General features: G+C 37.4%; 16 protein-coding genes. 14 read left to right on the top strand and 2 right to left on the bottom strand.

Annotated elements, in window-relative coordinates:
- Positions 1-4: 4 nt before the first annotated feature.
- From N3I35_08205 to N3I35_08225, 5 genes are read left to right on the top strand one after another with little or no spacing between them, the layout of a single operon-like run.
- Complete coding sequence (locus N3I35_08205; protein ID MCX8130065.1) at positions 5-199, top strand: hypothetical protein; 195 nt, start codon at positions 5-7, stop codon at positions 197-199.
- On the top strand, positions 181-432 hold the full coding sequence (locus tag N3I35_08210; protein MCX8130066.1) for a ferrous iron transport protein A: 252 nt from the start codon (positions 181-183) through the stop codon (positions 430-432). The genes N3I35_08205 and N3I35_08210 overlap by 19 nt, the downstream gene beginning before the upstream one ends.
- Before the next feature lie 10 nt (positions 433-442).
- The gene (locus N3I35_08215) at positions 443-910 is read left to right on the top strand and encodes an RNA methyltransferase (GenBank protein ID MCX8130067.1); all 468 of its coding nucleotides are present in this window, start codon (positions 443-445) and stop codon (positions 908-910) included.
- Positions 907-1,314 carry a DUF3842 family protein gene (locus N3I35_08220; GenBank protein ID MCX8130068.1) on the top strand — a complete coding sequence of 136 codons (408 nt, stop codon included), beginning with the start codon at positions 907-909 and terminating at the stop codon, positions 1,312-1,314. The genes N3I35_08215 and N3I35_08220 overlap by 4 nt, the downstream gene beginning before the upstream one ends.
- Positions 1,315-1,339: 25 nt before the next feature.
- Positions 1,340-1,528, top strand: coding sequence for a CooT family nickel-binding protein (locus N3I35_08225; protein MCX8130069.1), 189 nt, complete (start codon positions 1,340-1,342; stop codon positions 1,526-1,528).
- A 30-nt stretch (positions 1,529-1,558) separates the two neighbouring features.
- Here N3I35_08225 and N3I35_08230 read toward each other — a convergent pair whose 3' ends face one another.
- Both N3I35_08230 and N3I35_08235 read right to left on the bottom strand, forming a co-directional pair.
- Positions 1,559-1,771, bottom strand: a complete 213-nt coding sequence (locus N3I35_08230) for a hypothetical protein (protein ID MCX8130070.1) — start codon at positions 1,769-1,771, stop codon at positions 1,559-1,561.
- A 94-nt stretch (positions 1,772-1,865) separates the two neighbouring features.
- Positions 1,866-2,507: an HAD-IA family hydrolase gene (locus tag N3I35_08235; protein MCX8130071.1), complete on the bottom strand. Its 642-nt coding sequence runs from the start codon at positions 2,505-2,507 to the stop codon at positions 1,866-1,868.
- Between the two features lie 392 nt (positions 2,508-2,899).
- On the opposite strand from N3I35_08235, the gene N3I35_08240 reads away from it, so the two are divergent.
- The 9 genes from N3I35_08240 (at position 2,900) to N3I35_08280 (ending at position 23,581) form a co-directional block, all read left to right on the top strand.
- Entirely contained in the window at positions 2,900-5,281 is a 2,382-nt protein-coding gene (locus N3I35_08240) for an endonuclease MutS2 (protein ID MCX8130072.1), read from the top strand.
- Between the two features lie 201 nt (positions 5,282-5,482).
- Positions 5,483-7,315 carry a translational GTPase TypA gene (typA, locus tag N3I35_08245; protein MCX8130073.1) on the top strand — a complete coding sequence of 611 codons (1,833 nt, stop codon included), beginning with the start codon at positions 5,483-5,485 and terminating at the stop codon, positions 7,313-7,315.
- Between the two features lie 121 nt (positions 7,316-7,436).
- Positions 7,437-8,591, top strand: coding sequence for an endolytic transglycosylase MltG (gene mltG, locus N3I35_08250; GenBank protein MCX8130074.1), 1,155 nt, complete (start codon positions 7,437-7,439; stop codon positions 8,589-8,591).
- A gap of 74 nt (positions 8,592-8,665) precedes the next feature.
- Positions 8,666-9,307 carry an O-methyltransferase gene (locus N3I35_08255; GenBank protein MCX8130075.1) on the top strand — a complete coding sequence of 214 codons (642 nt, stop codon included), beginning with the start codon at positions 8,666-8,668 and terminating at the stop codon, positions 9,305-9,307.
- Between the two features lie 48 nt (positions 9,308-9,355).
- On the top strand, positions 9,356-10,588 hold the full coding sequence (locus N3I35_08260; protein MCX8130076.1) for a U32 family peptidase: 1,233 nt from the start codon (positions 9,356-9,358) through the stop codon (positions 10,586-10,588).
- 86 nt (positions 10,589-10,674) lie between these two features.
- The gene (locus N3I35_08265; protein MCX8130077.1) at positions 10,675-12,327 is read left to right on the top strand and encodes a penicillin-binding transpeptidase domain-containing protein; all 1,653 of its coding nucleotides are present in this window, start codon (positions 10,675-10,677) and stop codon (positions 12,325-12,327) included.
- A gap of 224 nt (positions 12,328-12,551) precedes the next feature.
- Positions 12,552-14,321 (top strand): hypothetical protein, encoded by a 1,770-nt coding sequence (locus N3I35_08270; GenBank protein MCX8130078.1) that lies wholly within the window; start codon positions 12,552-12,554, stop codon positions 14,319-14,321.
- A gap of 217 nt (positions 14,322-14,538) precedes the next feature.
- Positions 14,539-15,252 (top strand): RNA polymerase sporulation sigma factor SigK, encoded by a 714-nt coding sequence (sigK, locus tag N3I35_08275; GenBank protein MCX8130079.1) that lies wholly within the window; start codon positions 14,539-14,541, stop codon positions 15,250-15,252.
- Positions 15,253-16,054: 802 nt separating this feature from the next.
- Positions 16,055-23,581, top strand: a complete 7,527-nt coding sequence (locus N3I35_08280) for an amino acid adenylation domain-containing protein (GenBank protein MCX8130080.1) — start codon at positions 16,055-16,057, stop codon at positions 23,579-23,581.
- Positions 23,582-23,595 lie beyond the last annotated feature (14 nt).

The raw sequence follows: 23,595 nt of genomic DNA on the forward strand, positions 1-23,595 counted from the left end.
AACTATGAAGTGTGATTTTTGCGGAGTTGTGTTTGATGAAAATAAAAGCAGGAAAGGGTGTGCGGGCTGTCCCATGAATAATTCCTGCAAGAAAATAAAGTGTCCCAACTGCAACTATGAAATGCATCCGGAGCCGGAGATGAGATTGATTGAAACAATTAGGAAATGGGGCGGGAAAATATGGAAGAAGGAAAAATGATTAAGAATATGAATATGCCGTTAACAGATTTGAAAACAAATGAGAAAGCAAGAATAACTAAGATAAATACGGATGATCTGGTCAAATTGAGAAAATTGACTGCTTTCGGAATTATGCCGGGATTTGATATAATGCTCATACAGAGATATCCTGCTTATGTTTTACAGATAGGGTTTACTCAGGTTGCATTAGACGAGGGTATCGCTTCAGAAATTATCGTGACAAGAGTGTGAGAGGTAAACGGTGTTTGAACTTATATTTGATAATCTGACAAAGCCTATTAATGCAGGAGTTATTATCCGTCTTGCATGCGCTACGGGAAGCAGACTGTACTTTACGGGAAACAGTATTGACTATAAAAATAGAAAAGCTCTTTTGTCTGCAGTAGGATACGAGGATATGGTAGATTTGACTTATGAAAGGGATTTTAAGAGTCTTATAGAGCGTTTGAAGGGTAATGGCTACATAGCTGTAGGCACCTCGCCAAGAGCGGAAAAAATATATACACAGGTTGATTACACTAAACCTACTGTATTTGTATTTGGTAATGAGGCTACAGGCTTATCGAAACAAAATATGCTGTTAATGGACGAGCTTGTGAAAATACCAATGCCCGGGAATATTGAATCTTTGAATATAGTTACTTCTGCGTCTATTATTTTGTATGAGGGCCTGAGACAAAGAAATTTTGGGGTGGTGGAAAAAGAGTGAGGATTGCAGTAATTGACGGACAGGGTGGGGGAATTGGCAAAGCAATTGTAGAAAAGTTGAGAAAAGAGCTTCCAGAGGAAACAGACATAGTTGCATTAGGGACTAATGCCGTAGCAACAATGATAATGCTAAAAGCCGGTGCAAATGAAGGAGCTACCGGGGAAAATGCTATTGTATTTAATGCATCAAAAGTGGATGTTATAGTAGGGACAATAGGAATAATTGCAGCAAATTCCATGATGGGGGAGCTAACGCCAAAAATGGCCAGTGCAATTTCTGAAAGCCCGGCAAAAAAGATACTGATACCTTTGAACCGCTGCAGTATAGAAGTAGTAGCAGTGAAGAAAGAGCCACTGCCACATTATATTGATTATGCTGTAAATGCGATAAAAGACTCCTTATAGGAAGATTTTCAAAGAGGTGAACTTGATGTGTGAAGCAAATGCTTATTTGCGTGATGAAAACGGAGATGAGATTTTATACCTTGAAGGTGTTGATAAACTTATGCCGGACGGTGATAAGATCATTCTTGAGAATATTTTCGGGCAGAGAAAAATAATAAGAGCAAAGATTAAAGAGCTTGCGCTTGTAGAGCACAAAATCATACTGGAAAAGTAAGCAGTGTTATTTTAGGGTATAATATACCCTTTATTGCAGCATATAAAAGAAACCTGTAATGTTTTCATGGATAATATCGGGATCTACCTTACCTCTTTCTGCATCTCTGTACAGTTCCATATATACTCCATAAGCTCTTTCCATATGCTGCTTCTCATTTATAGACAGGTTTTGATTTTTTATGTAGTTTTCTATATCATCTATATAGCTTTTTATCAATTCAAGTTTTTGTTCATGTGTCATAAGAAACTCCTTCAAAGCGAAATTTAGATATGCTGGTATATATTTTGCCTAAAACGGGAGTTAATTATGTAGTACGTTATGTGAGAAATATTTATTATTTCTGTGATGCAATAATCTTGCACAGATCTGTAGGCTCCTTGATTATGAAATCAGGCTTAAGCCTGCATATTTCATTTTTAGGAAAAATTGTCCAATCGACAAGAACTGTTTTAATTCCGGCATTTTGACCGCATAAAATATCGTATGGGCTATCCCCGATAAGTAGTGATTGTTCCTTTACACCACATAATAATTCGAGGGCTTTCAGCGCGGGTTCAGGGTGAGGTTTGTTGTTTTGTATATCATATGCACTTACGATGACATCTATATATTCAGAAAGTTTAAAACAGTCCAGTCCATGTTCTATACCACTCCTGCCTTTTGCAGAGACAATAGCTGTTTTACACCCTATAGCCTTTATTTGACTGAGCATTTCTCTTATTCCCGGAAACTCTTTTATCATTCTGTCCTTATTTGCCTTATAATAGGTTTTATAAAACAGCATCATATCTTCCCAAAAAACGGGGGAAATACATTTCATCTGTTCTTCCAGATGCCTGCCTAAAATAGAATTCAGGTCATCCGGCGATAAATCCCTGTTAATAAACTTTTTTGCAGTTTCTTTCAGTGTAAGTATTATAAGTTCATTGGTATCAATAAGTGTTCCATCAAAGTCGAAAAGGATATATTTGAACATTGTTATTATTTTAGCCCCCTTTTTCCTTACTACGTCTAAATAAGCTTATTAAGCTAATTGACTATATTACAAGTTTCATTCCAAGAGCATATTAGCACAACAGGTTAACTTTATTTGATCAAGCTGTCGATTACTCTGAATGATTATAGCATATATTTGCTTAAAATATACCGGAATATTTATTAATAGCTGCAAATACTTGAGTATCAGGCGTTTAGACGTTGATATAAGATTTTATTATGTTATAATATATTAGGTGCATTTGTGTGTACAGTGCAAAGTAATATTAATTTACAAACCGATACCGGGTTAATGGTCATATAGTCTCATAACTATAGCCTGTTATTATCTGTAAATACCCGCGTATTGCTTAGATAAGAGGTATTGTGGCTATGAATGAAAGAACGCTTAAGATATTGGAATTTGATAAAATTGTCAGGCAAATTTCCGGACGTACAGCTTCGGATCTTGGGATGGAGTTGGCTGAGTCGCTTTTGCCGGAAAAGAGTTTTACTAGGATACAAGCTGCACTGAATGAAACCAGTGACGGAGTCAGTTTTATAGTACGTAAGGGAAGCCCTCCCCTGAGTGGCATACATGATATTAGAGGGAGCCTTAAGCGTGCAGAAATGGGATCTGTATTGAGCCCTTCCGAGCTTTTGAGAATAAGCGATGTTCTTATGGCAAGCAGGAATTTGAAGAGGTACAGTTCTTCCGACAATCTGATCATAGATGGCGGTAATATTGTAAGTGAGCTTATCGGGTGCCTTGAACCCAATAAGAAGCTGGAAGAAAAAATCAGGCTGTCTATAATCAGTGAAGATGAGATAGCTGATGCTGCAAGCTCTACACTGGCTAGTATAAGAAAACAGATTAAAGATGCGCAAAATTCGATAAAGGATAAGTTGAATGACATACTGAAGTCATCGAAGTACCAGAAATTTATGCAGGAGGCAATAGTGACAATAAGGGGTGACAGATATGTTATTCCGGTAAAAAATGAACACAGGAATGAAATTCCCGGATTGGTGCACGATTCATCCTCCAGTGGAGCGACTCTATTTATAGAACCAATGGCAGTAGTAGAAGCTAATAACAATATAAGGCAATTGAAAATAAAAGAACAGGTTGAAATTGAAAGGATATTATATGAACTAACTGCTGAAGTTTCAGAAATATTACCGGGCCTCCAATCAGATATTACTATTCTTGCCAGACTGGACTTCATATTTGCCAAAGCAAAATTCAGTGTAGACTACAACTGTGTTTGCCCAAAGCTGAATGATAATAAAAGGACAGTTATTAAAAAGGGGCGTCATCCTCTTCTGGACAAGAGAAATGTTGTTCCAATTGATTTTTGGATTGGAGATGGATTTGACACCTTGGTAGTTACAGGACCGAATACGGGAGGAAAAACTGTCACCCTAAAGACTGTAGGATTATTTACGCTTATGACTCAAGCCGGTCTTCATGTTCCGGCTAACGAGGGTACTGAGATCAGTATTTTTGAAAATGTTTTTGCTGACATAGGTGATGAACAGAGTATAGAGCAGAGTTTAAGCACATTTTCCTCACATATGAAGAATATTGTAAATATTCTTAAAAACGCTGATAACAAGTCAATGGTTTTATTTGATGAACTTGGTGCAGGTACGGATCCTACGGAAGGCGCTGCTCTTGCAATGTCAATACTTGAGTGTCTGCATCAGATGGGAGCTGTGACTGTTGCAACCACCCACTACAGTGAACTGAAGATTTATGCAGTATCGACTAAAGGGGTTGAGAATGCCTGTTGTGAGTTTGATGTAGAGACATTAAAACCCACATATAAGCTTTTGATAGGTATACCGGGCAAAAGTAATGCTTTTGCAATCTCCAAAAGACTTGGGTTGACGGAAGATATTATTGAAAGGGCGAAAGAGTTTCTCACACAGGAAGATATTAAGTTCGAAGATATGCTGTTAAGCATAGAAAAAAATAGAAGCGAATCTGAGAAGGAAAGAGAAAAAGCCCAGATATACAGGATTGAGATAGAAAAGATGAAGGGTGAAATAGAGGAACAGAATAGAAGAATAAACGCACAGAAAGATAAAATATTAAGAGAAGCAAAGGAAGAGGCAAGGAGAATACTGCTTGAAGCGAAGCAGGAAGCTACTGACGTATTGACGGAAATGAGAAAAATGGAAGCAGACAGAGAAGCTGCTCAAAGGGAAAGAGAGGCTGAGGAGCTAAAAGCAAGACTTAAAAGCAAGTTGAATAGAATTGAGGATTCACTTGCCGAGTCACTTATGCCAAAGCAGGGATATGTAAAACCTCCAAAAAATCTGAAGCCCGGAGACAGCATTCTTATTGTAAACCTTAATCAGAAAGGAACAGTGGTTAATCCGCCAAATGCAGAAGGCGAGGTATTGGTTCAGGCCGGTATTATGAAAATTAATGTTCATATCACCAATCTTAAGTTGGTTGACGAGCAAAAAATTGAAACACATAAAAGTGGAATGGGGAAGATAGGAGTATCAAAGTCAAAAAGTGTATCTATGGAAGTTGACCTAAGAGGCTTGAATCTGGATGAAGCTGTCGAGGTTGTAGATAAATACCTTGATGACGCAAGTATTGCAGGATTACACGAGGTTACAATAATACACGGGAAGGGAACCGGTGTGCTGCGGAACGGCATACATCAGTTCCTGAGACTAAACCATCATGTTGGGAATTTCAGGTTGGGAAAGTATGGTGAAGGTGAGACAGGTGTGACCATAGTGGAGTTGAAATAGTCTAAACAGTTGCCATGCAGTTGACAATACTTCACCCATAATTTAGAATGTTAATACGAGAAGGGCCATCATTTGCCGGATGAATTGCTTATGGCCTAAAAAGGGAAGTATATCCGGCAGCATTCGTGTATGGGGTGCAGGCAATTTTTCTTATGTATGTAAGTATAAATTTTGGTTTAGAGTAATTAAAGGAGAGTTTTTGTGGAAAAAATTAGAGAAGATTTAAGAAATGTAGCAATAATCGCACACGTAGACCATGGCAAAACAACATTGGTAGATGGTATGCTGAGACAGAGCGGTATATTCAGAGAAAATGAAATGGTACAGGAAAGAGTAATGGACTCGAATGACCTTGAGAGGGAAAGAGGAATTACCATTCTCGCAAAGAATACTGCAGTCAACTATAAAGGGATAAAGATAAATATTGTAGATACCCCGGGTCATGCAGACTTTGGTGGAGAAGTTGAACGCGTCCTAAAAATGGTAGATGGTGTTTTGTTGCTGGTAGATGCCTTTGAAGGACCAATGCCTCAGACCAGGTTTGTTCTAAAAAAAGCTTTGGAACTTAATTTGAAGCCTATAGTAGTTGTAAACAAAATTGACAGACCTGAAGCAAGGCCTGACGAGGTTGTAGATGATGTTCTAGAACTGTTTATCGAGCTCGGTGCAGATGATGATCAGTTGGAGTTTCCTGTGATATATGCTTCTTCAAGGGAAGGTTTTGCTGTCTGTGACCTTTACGGTGAGAGAGTGGATCTGAAACCTTTGTTTGAAACCATAATCGAAAAGGTACCTGCGCCTAAGGGCTATATTGATAAACCACTCCAGTTGCTTGTGTCAAGTATAGATTACGACGATTATGTAGGACGTATTGCTGTTGGACGTGTTGAGAGGGGTACAGTAAAGTCGGGACAGCAGGCTGTCATATGTAGAAAAGACGGTTCCCTGCAAAATATCAGAATCAGCAAGCTTTATACAATTGAGGGGCTTAAAAGAATAGATGCTGCAGAGGCAGCACTGGGAGATATCGTATCAGTGTCGGGTGTCGGAGATATTACCATAGGTGAGACGATTTGTGATACTGATACTCCGGAACCATTGCCTTTTATCGATATAGACGAGCCTACAATATCAATGAATTTCATTGTAAACAACAGTCCTTTTGCTGGACGTGAGGGTACTTTTGTTACTTCAAGACATCTTAGGGACAGGCTGTATAAAGAACTGGAGACAAATGTAAGCTTGAGGGTTGAGGAAACCGATTCTGCCGATTCTTTTAAGGTATCAGGAAGAGGCGAATTGCATCTATCAATACTTATAGAAACCATGAGAAGGCAAGGATATGAATTCCAGGTTTCAAAACCTACGGTTATATTGAAGGAAATAGATGGCGAAACTTATGAACCTATAGAGTATTTGACTATAGATGTACCGGAAGATTTTATGGGCGTAGTTATGGAAAAGCTAGGGTCAAGGAAAGCAGAAATGGTTAATATGCATTCAGCAAACCAGGGCTATATGCGCCTGGAGTTCAAAATACCTGCAAGGGGTCTTATAGGTTACCGGTCAGAGTTTTTGACGGATACAAAAGGAAATGGTATAATGAATCATATATTCCATGGATTTGAGCCTTTCAGAGGTGAAATATCCGGAAGGCAGAGGGGAGCAATGACGGCCTGGGAAGAAGGAGAAGCTGTAACTTACGGCTTGTATAATGCCCAGGAAAGGGGAACACTATTTATTAGCTCCGGTGCCAAAGTATATGAGGGAATGATAGTAGGAGAAAATTCACGAACTGAAGATATAGTGGTAAACGTATGCAAGAAAAAACATGTCACAAACATGCGTGCTTCAGGCTCAGACGAGGCTCTGAGGTTAACTCCTCCAAGAGTAATGAGCCTGGAACAGTCTTTGGAGTTTATTGCTGATGATGAGCTTGTAGAGATCACACCAAAGACCATAAGACTCAGGAAAAAAATATTAGATACGGAATTAAGAGCTAAGCAGGAATCAAAAGCTCGTAAATCAAATTAATCTTTCTGATTGTAATTTTATATAAAGCTGTAATATCTACTTTTAGATTTACAGCTTTATTATAAAAAATTTAGTCAAAAAATCTTAATTGACATTGTCAATTGATTTTGGTGGTGCGTGCATGAGCGATTTAAGGGAAAGAATTGAAAAGAAGAGACAAGTAAAGCGGAAGAAAGCATTATTCAGGTTGTCTGTTTTTGCTGTAATCGTCCTCTTAACAATTATTTGTAGTGTTGTGTCCTACAAGTATGTTATTAAGAACACGGGCGATAGCGAAAAGGAAACTACCATAACTATTGAACACGGAAAAGAAATAGAAGTCAAGATTCCTTTGGGTGCGGGACCTGCTTCAATAGCAGAAATACTGAAAAAAGAAGGTATAATAAGCCACCCAAGAATTTTTAAACTTATTTCTAAGATAAACGGATACGATAGTACATATAAATCGGGAACTCATGTGTTAAGCAAAGACTTAAGTTATACGGAAATAATGCGGGTATTGTCCAGCAAACCTACTGATAATACCAGTGTAAAAGCTACCATTCCTGAAGGGCTGACCCTTGATGAAATTATCAATAAGCTGAATAAGGATGCAGAAAAACAAAAAAAGCCAAAATTGGTGGACAAGGATAGATTTAAGAATCTTGTAGAAAACGGAAAATTCGATTACAAGTTTATTAAAGATATACCTCAAGGAAGAGAATTCAGGCTCCAGGGCTACCTGTTCCCGGAAACTTATTTCTTTGATTCCGACGGTAAAGAAGAAGAAGTAATAAATAAAATGCTGGGGCAATTTGATAAGATATTTAGCGAGGAATACCTTAAAAGAGCCAAGGAACTAAATATGACAGTGGACCAGATCATTACACTTGCATCACTTATTGAAAGGGAATCAAGTGTCAAGGATGAACGTCCTAAAATAGCAGCAGTTTTTTATAACAGGTTGAAAAGCAAGGATGCATCACTCAGGAGATTGCAGTCATGTGCTTCAGTGCAATACATACTTTTGAAAACAACAGGTAAAACCAAAACAAGGTTGTTTAATGAGGATACAAAGATTGATGATCCTTATAATACATATTTACACGAAGGCTTGCCTCCGGGACCTATTTGCAGTCCGGGGGAAGATGCAATAAATGCAGCGCTTTATCCTGAAGAGAATGATTATTTGTATTTTGTTGCAAAGGAAGACGGAACAGGCGGGCATTACTTTTCCAGAACTTTTAAGGAACATCTTAGTGCACAAGCAAAAGCACAAAAAAATATAAAAGATTAATCGAATTGTGAGGTAAGAGAGACATTTGCATATAATGTTACTCACCTCACAATTTTTATGAACGAGGAAAAAAGATGATTTGTTATGAATACATAAATGATTATATCAGGAAAACAATAAAACGGAATGAAGGTATATTGGTTGAGTTGGAGGAGTTTGCAAAAGTAAATCATGTGCCTATCATACATCCGGAAGTAGCACGTCTGATATGTGTATTGGGCAAGATGCAGCAGCCGGAGAGGATACTGGAGGTAGGTACTGCAATCGGGTATTCTGCATTGCTGTTTTCTTCAATCTTAAAGCCTGGAGGAAAAATCGATACTATTGACAGATACGAGCTAATGACAGAACGGGCAAAAGAAAATATTAAGAGAGCAGGAAAAGCAGATATTATCAATATAATAGTCGGAGACGCGCTTGAAGTACTGAAATGCCTTGATAAGAAGTATGATATGATTTTTCTTGATGCAGCGAAGGGGCAATATGGGGAGTTTTTGCCTGAATGCTTAAGGATGCTGAACAAGGGTGGGCTTCTGATTTCGGATAATGTACTTTACAAGGGCATGATTGCAACTGATGAACTGGTAGTGAGAAGAAAGAAAACTATTGTAAAGCGTATGAGGGATTACCTCGATACCATATGTAATATGGACGAGCTGGAGACCAGCATTATACCTATAGGGGATGGAGTAGCGCTGTCGTATAAAAAAAGTTGATAGCAAATGAAAAGGATTAGAAATGAGTTGGAACGGAGAGCAAAGCACATGAGAAAAGTTGAACTGCTTGCACCTGCAGGCAATCTTGAGAAGCTTAAAATGGCTATTGAATATGGAGCGGATGCTGTGTATATAGGAGGAGAAGAATATGGATTGAGGGCCTCTGCAGATAACTTCAATCTTGAAGAAATGAAGGATGGAATCGAATATACACATTCAAAAGGTAAGAAGATTTATCTTACAATGAACATAATTCCGCATAATGAAGACTTAAGCGAAATGCCGGCATATGTCGAAAGTGTTTCAAAGCTGGGAATAGATGCTATAATCCTATCTGATCCGGGAGTATATTCCATTGTAAAGGAATGTGCACCGGAAATGGAGATACACCTTAGTACACAAGCCAATAATACAAACTGGAGAAGCGCCCGTTTTTGGCATGAGCATGGTGTGAGAAGGATAGTACTTGCAAGAGAACTCTCTTTTTCCGAAATAAAGGAAATTAGAGAGAAGACGGATAAGGCTCTGGAGCTTGAAATCTTTATCCATGGTGCAATGTGTATATCGTATTCGGGGAGATGCTTATTAAGCAATTACATGGCAAACCGCGACTCAAACCGGGGACAGTGTGCGCATCCATGCAGGTGGAAGTATCATCTCGTAGAGGAGAAGCGACCAGGGGAATATATGCCTGTTTTCGAAAACGAGAGGGGTACATTTATTTATAATTCAAAGGATTTGTGCCTTATAGAACATATTCCGGACATTATCGAATCTGGAGTTTACAGTCTTAAAATAGAGGGCAGGATGAAAAGCTCTTACTACGTAGCAACTATTGTGAGAGCTTACAGACAGGCAATAGATGAATACTACAACGATCCTGAAAAATACATTTTCAATCCGAAACTGCTTGAAGAAATATCAAAAGCAAGCCACAGGGAATACACCACAGGTTTTTACTTTAACAAACCTACAGGGCAGGACCAGATTTATCATACTAGTTCTTATATAAGGGAATATGATTTTGTTGGATTGGTTACTGCTTATGACAAAGTTACGGGAATGGCGACAATAGAACAGAGAAACAGGATGTATACTGGAGATGAGATTGAAGTAGTAAGACCCGGGGGAGGATATTTCGTACAAAATATCAAAACCATGAAAAATATTGAAGGTGAAGAAATAGAAGTGGCACCACATCCTCAAATGACAGTATTCATGCCTATGGATCAGGAAGTTGAGGAGTATACAATGCTTAGACGGAAGGGAAAGAATGGCTGACAGAACGTAGTTTTTGCTAAATTTATATAAATGAATAAAAAGCCGCTTTACATGGGGAAAATCTCTACATGGAAAGGGGTTTTTTTATGAGAAATAACAGGAAGATGTTTTTATTCCTAGGCATTTGCCTGATTTTTTTTGCATTGCTTCTAAGGCTGTTCTATATACAGGTTATAGATGGGTCAAGGCTTTCCAAGGCTGCATCTGCTCAGAGAATAACAAATTCAATTATACAGATACCACGTGGCAGAATAATTGACAAAAACGGTATTTCTTTTACTAACAGAAAAAAGAAAGTCTTGATTATTATAAAACCCTTGTATCTAAATGGAAATGAGGAGGATATAAAGAAAATCTGCGGAATTCTTGGCGAGGACTTTAATACAACCAGAAGACTGATAGAGATTAAGAAGGAACCTATAGTTATTCAGGCTGATGAAGAAAAAAAGAAGAAGATACTGGACGAAAAAATCAATGGCGTATCAGCTATTAATTATTTAGAGCGGTATGATGAAGAATCATTGGCAAAGCATATACTTGGATATCTCAACAGTATCGATAAAACTGGACAATCAGGACTGGAAAAGTTTTATGAAAGTGCGTTGAAGTTTGATTGTAAGAATACAGTAGGTGTTATTACCGATGCAAGAAATAACCTGCTTGAGGGGCTTGGATACAGAATTATGGCAGACCCCTACAAGGGTAAGAAACTAAACCTTAAGCTGACTCTTGACTACCATATACAAAAAATAGTCGAAGAGGTAATGGAGAAAAATAGTGTCAAGGGTGCTGTTGTAGTAGAGGATGTTTATACTGGTGATATTGTTGCAATAGCCAGTAAGCCGGATTATGACCAGAACAGTGTAGGAGAGTATCTGAACAGTCCAGGAAAGGAACTTTTTAATAAAGCTACAGCGGCATATAATATGGGCTCAATATTTAAAATAATAGATACGGCAAAAGCACTGGAAACGGAACTATATTTGAATCCGCATTATTTTTGTCCAGGTTTTATCAGAATAGGTAACAAGACATTTAAATGCCATAAGCAGGGCGGTCATGGCTGGGTTGACCTTAAAAGAGCCTTTGCCTTATCTTGTAATACATATTTTATTGATTTAGGAATAAGAGCCGGACACAGCGGGATTATTGATATGGCAAAAAAGTTTGGATTGGGAGAGATAACGGGGGTAAAGGAACAGGGAGTTTCTGAAGCAACAGGGAGATTGCCTGAGACAGACACTTCCTTTACAAGGGGTGATACTGCCAATATCTCAATAGGACAGGGTGAGGTGATGGTAACACCGCTGCAGGTAGTTGATTTGATCGCTACGGTTGCTAATGGTGGGATTAAGAATAGAATCAACATAGTTGATTCTGTAATAGATGATGACGGGAATAAAGTCAGGGAAGTACGAAATACCAGAGGCACTAGAATCATATCCAAGGAAACTTCTGATGCTATAAAGGAAATGATGATTGAAGTGGTATTATCGGGTACTGGAAGTAAAGCAAATATGGAGGATTACGGTGGGGCAGGGGGGAAAACCGGCAGTGCTGAGACCGGACAGTTATTAGACGGTGAAAAGGTTATTCAGGCTTGGTTTGCAGGCTTTTTTCCTAAAGTTAACCCTAAATACTCTATCGCTGTTTTTGTAGAGAATGGAAGGATGGGAAATGAGGCAGCAGCCCCAATTTTCAGGGAAATTGCTGTAGAGATTGTGAAAAAAGGATATTAAAATTTTAAATAAGCCAGCAATATTCGTTTTATACACTTACCATATTTTCAGCCAGAGGAATATGAAATTTTACTTATTATTCACTAAATAAATACTAGATATTTCGTTTTTATGCAAAAGTGAGTCCGCTTATTGAAGGATTTCTATAAAAGTAGTAGAATAATATATCAATGTAAAAAAATAACAAATTTACCAAATTAGTTACATATAGGGGGGTATTGTTTATGGCTGAAATTAATTTTGATATTAAAGATATATTGGAAATTATATTTAAAAACACTATGAAAAGTACAAGGATTTTTGCTGATACTTATCTTTGCAAAGACATCTCGATACTTTATAAATGGAAGAGTAAAAAATTGAAGCCATCGAAGGATGACTTAACTAAAATCGTGGAATTTACGACTCAGGAAACTAATGAATCCCAACGCAAGATAATAAGAGATAAAATTGAAATCCTTTTAAAGAATTCTTTACTAAAAGAGGATATAAAAAATGCTGCAATTAATAATGAAAACCTAGGGGAATTCTTATCAGAAGTACTGACCATTTCTGTTTTACTAAATGATAATAAAGATGAATTTGTTCAGAAAGAAATAATTGAAACGGAAAAGGGTAATGAATTAACAGAAAGATTTGTGGAAAAAGACAATGCAGAGCTAAATACGAGTATTGATAAAAATGTAGTCCCTAGGAATAGTAAATCACACTTTTTTTTGCACAACTATAAATATTTATGTCTCATTTCCTTGTTTTTTATTGTTCTTACAATAGGTAGTTTTGCGTATTCAGGAACCAGACCACCTTTACTCACTACAGCAGATTTCAGTATAGTATATGATGGGAGTAATGTTACAGACCAGACGCTACATAATCAGGTGAATAACTTACCATATTCTATAACATGTACAGCTTCTTCAGCAAATGCAAGAGAATATGATTGGTATGTCAAATCTCCAGATCAGACTGAATACATATGGTTTGCCAATACTAAGGCTGTTACCCGCCAAATAAACCAGTACGGTACTGTCTTTATAAAGCTTGTTGTTGATGGCGATTTTTCAAATAATAAAGTACATACCATTACTAATACTGAACCTGCTCCTGTAAAGACAGATTTCATTGTAAAATATAATGATAATAACTTTACCGATGGAAAGATTACTGCGTCACTATTCAGATTGCCCTATACCATAACCTGTAAGAATTCTTCACCGGATGCAAAAAAATATGACTGGTATATCAAGGTGCCAGGAGAATCACAGTATGTTTGGTTTGCAAATACTAAGGATGCAACTGCTAATATCTGGAGGTATGGTACCACATATTTCAAGCTTATAATAAACAGCATGGATTCAAATACCAGCATACATACTGTGACTGCTAATTCACCTGCTCCTACCCAGACGAATTTTTGCATAGAGTACTGTGACAGTGATATTACCGATGGAGTAATTTCCAAGCCTGTACCCAAGCTACCCTACACAGTAAGCTGCAAGAATTCTTCAAAAAACGCAAGAAAACATGACTGGTATATAAAAACTCAGAATGACTCTGACTATATTTGGTTTGCAGATACGAAGGATACAACACTGGAAATCTGGAGATTTGGCATTACGTACATTAAGCTTATAGTTAATGCCGGAGATGCAGACTCAAATACCTGCATACATACTGTAAATGCGCCGGCTCCGGCTGTCATTCCACCAGAGTTATCATCTACTGTGATAACTAATCCGGGTGATGGTGCGATTATCCATAATGAAGGTGTTACAGTAAGGTGGGACAGTGTGCTTAAAGCAGAATACTATAAGTTTGCACTGAGGGATTTGACCACGGATGAAAAGCTTATTTCCCAAGACTTCATCAGTGGTACGAGCTATATAGTACCGTCTTCCTTCTTAAAGAAAGGACATAGCTATAGGATAGCTATAGGAGCGTTTGCTTCAAAACATACTGAATCCTGGACCGAATCACATTTCAGTATCAAATGAAAAGTATCAGTATGTAAACCCTCTATTTCTTCTATATTGTGTTTTAGAATGATTAGCAATAGTCTAATTTTTTACTCTTTTCTGCAGCTTGTTAGCAGTATAGTAAAATATACCAAAACGGACACTAAAAAAGTTTTATACTTTGTTCTGTACTGGCACATATTCAAATACCTGTTCATATACTTATAAGGTAGCCTGTTTTTAGGGGGTGCCTTATTTGCTTCCAGATATTTTTACAGCAATACTAGGAGCTATAAATAATATTTTTTTCCTATGTGGCTATGTCTCAAACCCGAATTCCTTCCCGCATCCTTTGTCGCCTGAAGATGAACAAAGGTATATAGAAATGTACAAAAACGGCAATGAGGAAGCAAGAAATGTACTGATAGAAAGAAATCTCAGACTTGTCGCACATATTGTAAAAAAATACAATTCATATGGTAGTGATTGTGATGACCTGATTTCTATAGGTACAATAGGTTTAATAAAAGCTATTTCCACATTTGATCAGCTCAAAGGTACAAGATTGGCAACTTATGCTGCCAGATGTATTGAAAATGAGATATTGATGCAAATCAGATCAACCAAAAAGATACAAAATGAGGTTTCACTGCAGGATCCCATCGGGATAGACCGCGAAGGTAATGAAATTACACTTATAGACGTAATGGGAAACGAGGCTGAGTCTGTTATAGATGAAGTTGAGTTAAAAATGCAGGTGCGGAGGTTATACAATAAAATGCGGGCAGTTTTGAAAAAGAGGGAGAAAACAGTGCTGGAGCTCAGATATGGCTTACTCAACGGAAGTAGTAAAACCCAGAGAGAAATTGCCAAGATGCTGGGTATTTCTAGATCCTATGTATCCAGGATAGAAAAAAAAGCAATAAAAAAGCTGAGTAAAGAACTAAAGCCTGAAAGCTGTCACCAGTGAAAAAAATATCTAAAACAGTAAAATTAAGTGAAGCTGAAAGAAGCACTTCTTGATGATATAGGATATGACATATCATTTTTGAGGTGCTTTGTTTTTGGAGATTAATACGATATTTCCGGACTATATCCATATATGGCCGGGATTTTATCTTTAAGGGTTGAATTATGTAATAACAACTTGACAGAACATGTATATTAGTGTTATATTAATGGAAAAATGGCACAATATAGAAGATTAGACAATATATATACTTAAAGCACGGTTTGTTAAAATATGATTTAAATTCTAATAATTTCTACAATTTTATTTCATTCTCTAAAATAATTCCTATTAAGAATTCCAACACTTCATCCAGTCATTAAATCATGTTTTTCCATTGAAATTTGACAATTACTAAGACTTGATCAGACAGGTGTATTTTGTTAACATATTTAGTTTTTGTTTGATTTTAGGTTAAGCAATTGACTATTTTTATTTTCTCCATATAAGTAATACAGAAATCCTGGAAAGCAGAGGTAACAATATTCATTCACATACAGGCTGAGAGTAGGACAGCTAAGTTTAATTCATTTATTATATGTAAAACTATTACAATTATGGATAAAAAACGGTTTTAATATACATTGAGTGAGGTAGCTGAGGGAGTCAGTAAACCTGGAAAAACTTGAGACTGCGGCAAAAATACGCATAAAAATGTGTAAATCTAAAAGAAGGCTGCTTTAAAAAGGAATAAGTTATTTGAAAAGATATTGCATTTGAAATTCAAATGCTAAATATATCAAATAAAAGCGGAGGGATAAAGATGAGTTTTGATCAGTTTTCGCAGAATATATTTCTGACAAGTGGGGAATTTGAAGAGGAGAGAAAGTACTGGAATGAAAAGCTTAAGGGCGAAATTACTATGAGTGCTTTTCCTGCATCTTCATATGCTACAGAGGAACATGAAACTAAAAAAGCGTATGTGTACAGTAATATCAGTACCAGCACATCTGAAAAGCTTGTTTCAATGACAAGGAACTCCCATTATGGAATGTATATGTTTTTATTGGCTGCTTTTGAGTATTTGCTTTACAGGTATACCGGAAACGAGGATATTGTTGTAGGAATGCCTGCATTTAAAAGTGATACAGAAGCAACTTCAACAAAAAATATCCTTTTACTAAGAAGCATTGTGGACGGAAAAGCTGCTTTCAAGGATTTTCTTCTGGAAATAAAAAAGACTGTAACTGAAGCTGACCGATATTCAAATTTTCCTTACAGCAAGATTTCAGGGTTAATAAACCCGGAAAGAGGGAATGAGTCTAATCCGTATGTAAAAACTATGGTATTGATGGAAGAAATTCATGATACTAATATGCTGGAGGATACAGATACTGATCTGATTTTTTCCTTTTCGGTAAAAGAAAAGCTGGTGAAGCTAAATATGGAATATAATCCTGCATTGTATGGAAGAAATATGATGCAGCAGATAATAGAGCAATTTTCAAATATACTGGATACAGTGACACAAGATCCGAAAATCAATTTGGCAGACATAAATATCCTTTCTGAAAAAGACAGCCATCGTATTCTATATGAATTGAACAATACACAGGCCAGTTATCCGGAAGAAAAAACCATTCACCTGCTGTTTGAGGAGCAAGCCGGAAGAAAGCCTGACAATACTGCTGTGATATTCCGGGATGATAAGATACTATATAAAGAACTGAATGAGAAATCCAACCAGTTGGCGCGGAAATTAAGGGAACATGGAGCGTGTCCTGACAAAGTAATTGCTATCATGGCAGAACGGTCAATTGAAATGATTATAGGAATGCTGGCCGTTTTGAAGGCAGGAGGAGCATATCTGCCAATAGACCCTGATTACCCTGAAGAAAGAATAAGCTATATGCTTGAGGATAGCGGAACCGAAATCCTGTTGACATATAATACAAACAATGCCGTACAATTGGCATTAGGCAGTGATAAAAATATCAAGGTTATTGATCTTTGTGAAGAGTCTCTGTTTAGCGGGGATTGCTCCAATCTTTCGGCTGTAAATAAGCCAACGGATCTGGCATACATAATATACACCTCCGGTACTACAGGTAAATCAAAGGGAGTAATGATAGAACACAGGAATGTGGTCAGACTAATGTTTAATGATAAAATGCAGTTTGATTTCAGTGATACTGATGTGTGGACAATGTTTCATTCATTCTGTTTTGATTTTTCTGTTTGGGAGATATATGGAGCTTTGCTGTACGGAGGAAAGCTGGTAATTGTTTCAAAACAATCTGCACAAGATCCTGGGGAGTATTTAAGACTTTTGAAAAAGAACACAGTGACAATTTTGAATCAGACTCCTACTGCATTTTACAGTCTGATGAACGAGGAACTTAAGTCTGATGATCAAAGCCTTGCAATCAGGTACGTGGTATTCGGCGGAGAGGCACTGCATCCGCTTATGCTGAAAAAATGGCGAGAAAAGTATCCCGAAACAAAACTTATAAACATGTATGGAATCACAGAGACAACAGTACATGTCACATATAAGGAAATTTCGGAAAAGGAGATAGAAATGGGTATAAGCAATATCGGAAAACCCATTCCTACCCTTACAGTGTACATAATGGACAAGCATCTGAGACTCCTGCCTGTAGGTGCTATTGGAGAATTATGTGTGGGAGGAGACGGTGTAGGGCGTGGATATCTGAACAGGCCGGAACTCACAAAAGAGCGTTTTGTAGAGAATCCGTACAAAAAGGGAGAACGGCTTTATCGGTCGGGAGACCTTGCGAAGCTGCTGCCGGATGGGGATATGGAGTATTACGGTAGAATAGACCATCAGGTAAAAATAAGAGGCCATAGAATTGAGTTGGGGGAGATAGAATCTGTTATACTAAAGTATGGCCCGGTTCAGGAAGCAGTAGCTGTTGTAGGAGAAGATACAAATAAGAATAAATATATTTGTCTATACTATGTTTCCATGGAAAGTTTATCCGTTTCTGAGCTCAGAGGCTATCTGGCCGGAAAACTTCCGGGGTATATGATTCCGGCTTATTTTGTACATATGGATAAAATACCTGTAACTTCCAATAATAAAGTTGACAGAAAATCTCTGCCAAAACCCGAGAGTTGTATCTGTGCAGAAGTAGAGTATGAGGCTCCAAGGAATGAGATTGAAGAAAAATTACTGGATATATGGAGAGAAGTATTGGAAATAGGGGATACAGGTATAAATGGTAATTTCTTTAACCTGGGCGGAGATTCCATAAAAGCTATAAGCCTAATCAATAAGGTTAACAGAGGTTTGGGTACAAGCATACTTATTAAGGATATATACATGAACCAGACGATTAAGGAACTGGGGGAATTTATAAAAACTACTGACTGGCAGGTGAGAGAAGATAATCTGGGAATCGGTCTGTCAGCTATTGAGGAGATTAAAAATAAAGTATTGGAAAATGAAAAGCAGGTAAGCAAACTGCCAGAAGGTTATGAGGATTTTTACCCTCTAAGTCCAATTCAGCAGGGAATGGTTTTCTTTACAAGGCTGATGCCTGAAGAACCTATTTATCACGATCAATTCCCATATCTTATAAAATTCGGGAATTTAGATTTACGTGTTTTTAATGCTGCTGTGAGGATACTGGCTGATAAGCATCAGATACTTAGAACAACCTTCGATCTTGAAAATTTTAGTGAGCCTTTGCAGATCGTACATAGTGTAGACAGTGGCATAATACCTGAAATAAAGATAGACGATATTTCATATTTGAGTAATAAGGATCAGGAAAAAAAGATAAGTCAATATATGGAGGACGAGCTGAAAGATAAGTTCAGATTTGATAATGACCTGCTGTGGAGGTTGCGTATATTCAGATTGGATGAAACAAATTACTGTATGATACTATCTTGCCAGCATGCCATCCTTGACGGCTGGAGTGTTGCAAGTCTTATGAGCGAATTACTTGAAATCTTTAACAGGCTTGTAAAGGGAGATAAATATGAAAATCAAAAACTCATGAGTTCATACAAGGATTATGTAGCTATGTGCATAAGCCGTAAGGCTTCAGAGAGGGTCAGGGATTACTGGAAGAATATATTGAAAGGTTATACACGCAACAAGCTTCCGTTCAATTTTGCAGGTAAAAAGATAAGAAGTTTAACGGGCAGCAGAATACTATCTGCTGACCTGAATCCTGAATTATTGAAAACACTGGAAAGAAAAGCGAAAGAATACAACTGCACAGTAAAGGATATATGTCTGGCGGCGCATGTTTACCTGCTTGGGTTGATAAGCTCGGAGAGTGACATCATTACCGGTGTTGTTACACATGACAGGCCGACTATTGAGGATAGCGAGAAAATCCTCGGGTGTTTTCTGAATACCATGCCACTAAGGATAAAAGTTGAAAACGTAGTTAATAAGTACGGAATAATTGATACGGTAAAAAAATCGCTGAGGGAAATGAAAGCAAACGAACTTTTTCTTGCGGATATTGCTGGAATAATTGGGGAAAATGGTACTTCAGGAAATCCTATATTCGATACGCTGCATAATTTTACCGATTTCCATGTTTTGAAAAATGTAGAACAATCGGATATGGTAAAAGATTCTGACAGAAATATACAAATAAACTCAAACGAAATGACCAATACCCTGTTTGATCTGGAAGTTTCAAAAACTCTGGATTCGCTGTATCTTCAGATAAAGTATTCACAGAACTTCTTTCATGATGAAGATATGCAAATGGCATTTGACTTATATGTAAGGATTCTTGAAGAGTTTGGATATGGTAATGATGAATGCCTTAGAAGTGAGAAACTGATTACACCAGAACAAATTAAAGAAATAGCGTATGACTTTAATGACACAAAGGTTGAGTATGCAAGGGAAAAAACCATGCACATGCTGTTTGAAGAGCAGGCCGCTAAAACTCCTGAAAATGTGGCATTGGTCATGGGAGATAAACAGCTCACTTACAGGGAATTAAATGAAAAAGCCAACCAGTTGGCAAGGGTATTACTGGAAAAAGGGGTAAAGAACGGGGAAAACATAGCCTTAATAACTCAACGCAGCTTCGAGATGATTATAGGTATGTTTGGAATCTTAAAATGCGGTTGTGCATATGTGCCTATAGACCCTGGATATCCTTTGGCAAGGCAAGAGTACATAGCCAAAAACTCCAAGGTAACTGCCGTAGTAGTAGACCGGGAATATGATATTAGTCATGAAAATGTGATAAAGATTAATTTTGAAGAAATGAGCAGATTCACTTGCAGCAACCTCGACATAAAAAAAGATTCAAGAGATTTAGCATATGTCATTTATACTTCAGGTTCTACGGGTATGCCAAAAGGTGTAATGATAGAGCACCACTCTGCAGTTAATCTGATTTCCTGGGTTAATAAAGAGTTTAGTGTAAACGAAAATGATTCTCTTTTATTTATTACATCCATGTGTTTTGATTTGTCTGTTTATGATATTTTCGGAATTCTGGCTTCCGGAGGCAGGGTTGTTATAGCAAAAAGGGAACAGGTGCAGAATCCTGACGAGCTAAAACAATTGCTGACTGAAAACAGGATAACATTCTGGGATTCCGTTCCGTCAACAATGAACTATCTTGTAAATTCCCTTGAAGGAAATAATGAAGATTATGTACAGGAGCAATTACGTCTGGTGTTTATGAGTGGTGACTGGATTCCTGTCCGTTTACCCGAGAAAATTAAGAGATATTTCCCCAATGCACGGCCCATATCGCTTGGGGGAGCTACTGAGGGAACGGTATGGTCAATATACTATCCGATTTTATATGTTGACAAGAATCAAACAAGCATACCATATGGCAAGCCGATAGACAACAACTATTTCTATATTCTGGATGATAATATGAATGTGGTACCCAGAGGTGTTGCGGGTGAACTATATATCGGCGGTGTTGGTGTTGCACGTGGGTATATGAATGATGAAGAAAGAACAAAAGCATCTTTTGTAAAGAACAAATTACTTGAATCTGAAATGATGTACAAGACAGGAGATTTGGGAAGGATGCTTCCTGATGGTAATATAGAGTTTCTAGGAAGAAAGGATCATCAGGTAAAAATAAGAGGGTTCAGAGTTGAACTGGGTGAGATTGAAAACCAGCTTTCTAAGCATATAAGCGTAAAAGAGTGTGTAGTGGTAGATAGGGCTGATACTCAGGGTACCAAGTATTTATGCGCTTACCTGGTGTCGGATAATGATTTGTCGGCTTCAGAATTAAAAGAATTCTTATCAGCCAGTTTACCGGATTATATGATTCCGACTCATTTTACCCTTATAGAAAAAATTCCGTTAACGGATAACGGTAAAATAGACAGAAAAGCATTACCCGAACCTGATGCATATATGAATACAGGTGTCAAATATGCAGCTCCAAGAAATGAAATAGAAACAAAGCTTGTAGATATCTGGCAAGAGGTACTGCATTTGGACAGAGTAGGGATAACTGACAGTTTTTCCGAACTTGGTGGAGATTCAATCCTTATTATAAAGCTGCAGGTTGAGATGGGTAAAAATGGCATGCCTATAAAGATTCAGGATATTTATCAGAATGAGACCATCGAAGAACTGGCTTTGTTTATTGCTAACAGGGAGCAGACTGATGCAAATATTGGAGATAGCAAAAAAAGTCAGGAAGTACGGGAGAAAGGCGGAGAACATAACACCAAACCCCTGCATTTGAAATCCAGGAATGCAAAAATAATCAGTAGCATTACAGAAAACACCGATAGTTATACTATGAAGGAACTAAGCTGTTTTTATAAACCATGGGCTATATTGTATGCTTCATATAAGCCGGAGTATTTCGACTTGTTCCTTTTCTACACAAGTTACTACAGTACATTTATGGCAGAAGGGTGGTTTACGGACATAAACGACCCTGATGCAGCATTTATTGATTTCGGTAATAAGTTATTAAGAGAAAAATTCGGCCTATATATAGAAACAGTGGAATTTAACGGTGAAGAGGATTTCCATAAAAATATTAAGGAAGAAATAGATAAGGGCACACGGATATTAATACCAGGAGACCAGTTTTATATAAATTACTATGAGGATTACAGGAAGAAGCACCACGGACATTATTTCATTATCAAGGGATACGATGCTGAAAGGGAAATATACTATATACTTGATAACATGCACGTTAGAGGAGGAACAAGTATAACGTATGAAAACTTCACAATGGATTTTTCCAAGATGTATGAAGTGGGTTGGAATTTCTTTACCTATCTTGTGCAAAAAGGGCAAAAGCCCAGCTTCTGGGCACTGAGACAATTAAAGAATACTGGTAGCTACGACTATATCAACCTTTTGGAGGAACACTGCAAATTCCTGAATAGGATTAATTCCGGAGAAACAGATATTGTTAAGCACCTTGAGCATGAAGCCTTAAAGAGCCTGGAGATGTTTGGGAATAATTATACTGTAGATGATATAGAGTTTTTAGTCAGGATACTAAACTTTAAATCAGTGTATTATGATTTATTGTTCAAATTCCTGAGAAGGGCAAAAGCAGCAGAAGAAAGTGTAGAAAAGCTGCAAGCTTTGAAAGGTTTGCTTAGTGAGAAATGGAATGATGTAAGGACTGCTATAATACAGAAGATAATAAGTGCAGACAGCAACTATGATGAAATAAAGGCATTAATAGAAAACTGTATAAGCAAAGAAAGGGAATTCAGGGATATTTATATTGAAATCATTTCGGCACTTAACCTGGAGAAATCTGCTAATAAAGCTGGCTGCAGCGATATCGAATTTGTCGAAAGAAACAGTAATAAGGCTCTTATCATAAGGGATGATAATAAAATTCAAATAATACATTCATCCGAAAACATATACAATACATGGGTTCTTCAGGATGCTGCCGCACAGTTGCTTGTATATACTCCCGATGACATCGGATTCAGCATCGAGGCCAGGGTCACTACTGATACTCCGACGGAAAGCTTTTTCAACAGCGGTATAGTCCTTAGAATGGAAGACGAGAGTAAATACTTTTATGGTAGCGAAAAAGGGATGATCATTGAAGTAATATGCCCTGAAATGGGGGACGACTACAGTGTCTATGCAAGAAGAGATTTGAATAAGGATTTGTATCTCAAAGTTGAAAGAACAAGCGAAGAGTATATTTTTTACTCAAAGCTTAACAGGTATGATAATTGGAGAGAGGAGTATACAATGAAGACAACCCAGAAAACCAGCAGTTTTGGTCTATTCTCAAGAACCTGGGACAGCATTAATCACAAAACTGAGTTCAGTGATATCAACATCTCCATAAAAAACAGCCGTGGCCTGTAGCAGTGTAGCAGTTA

Source organism: Clostridia bacterium, from assembly GCA_026414765.1.
Lineage (GTDB): Bacteria > Bacillota > Clostridia > Acetivibrionales > DSM-27016 > SKW86.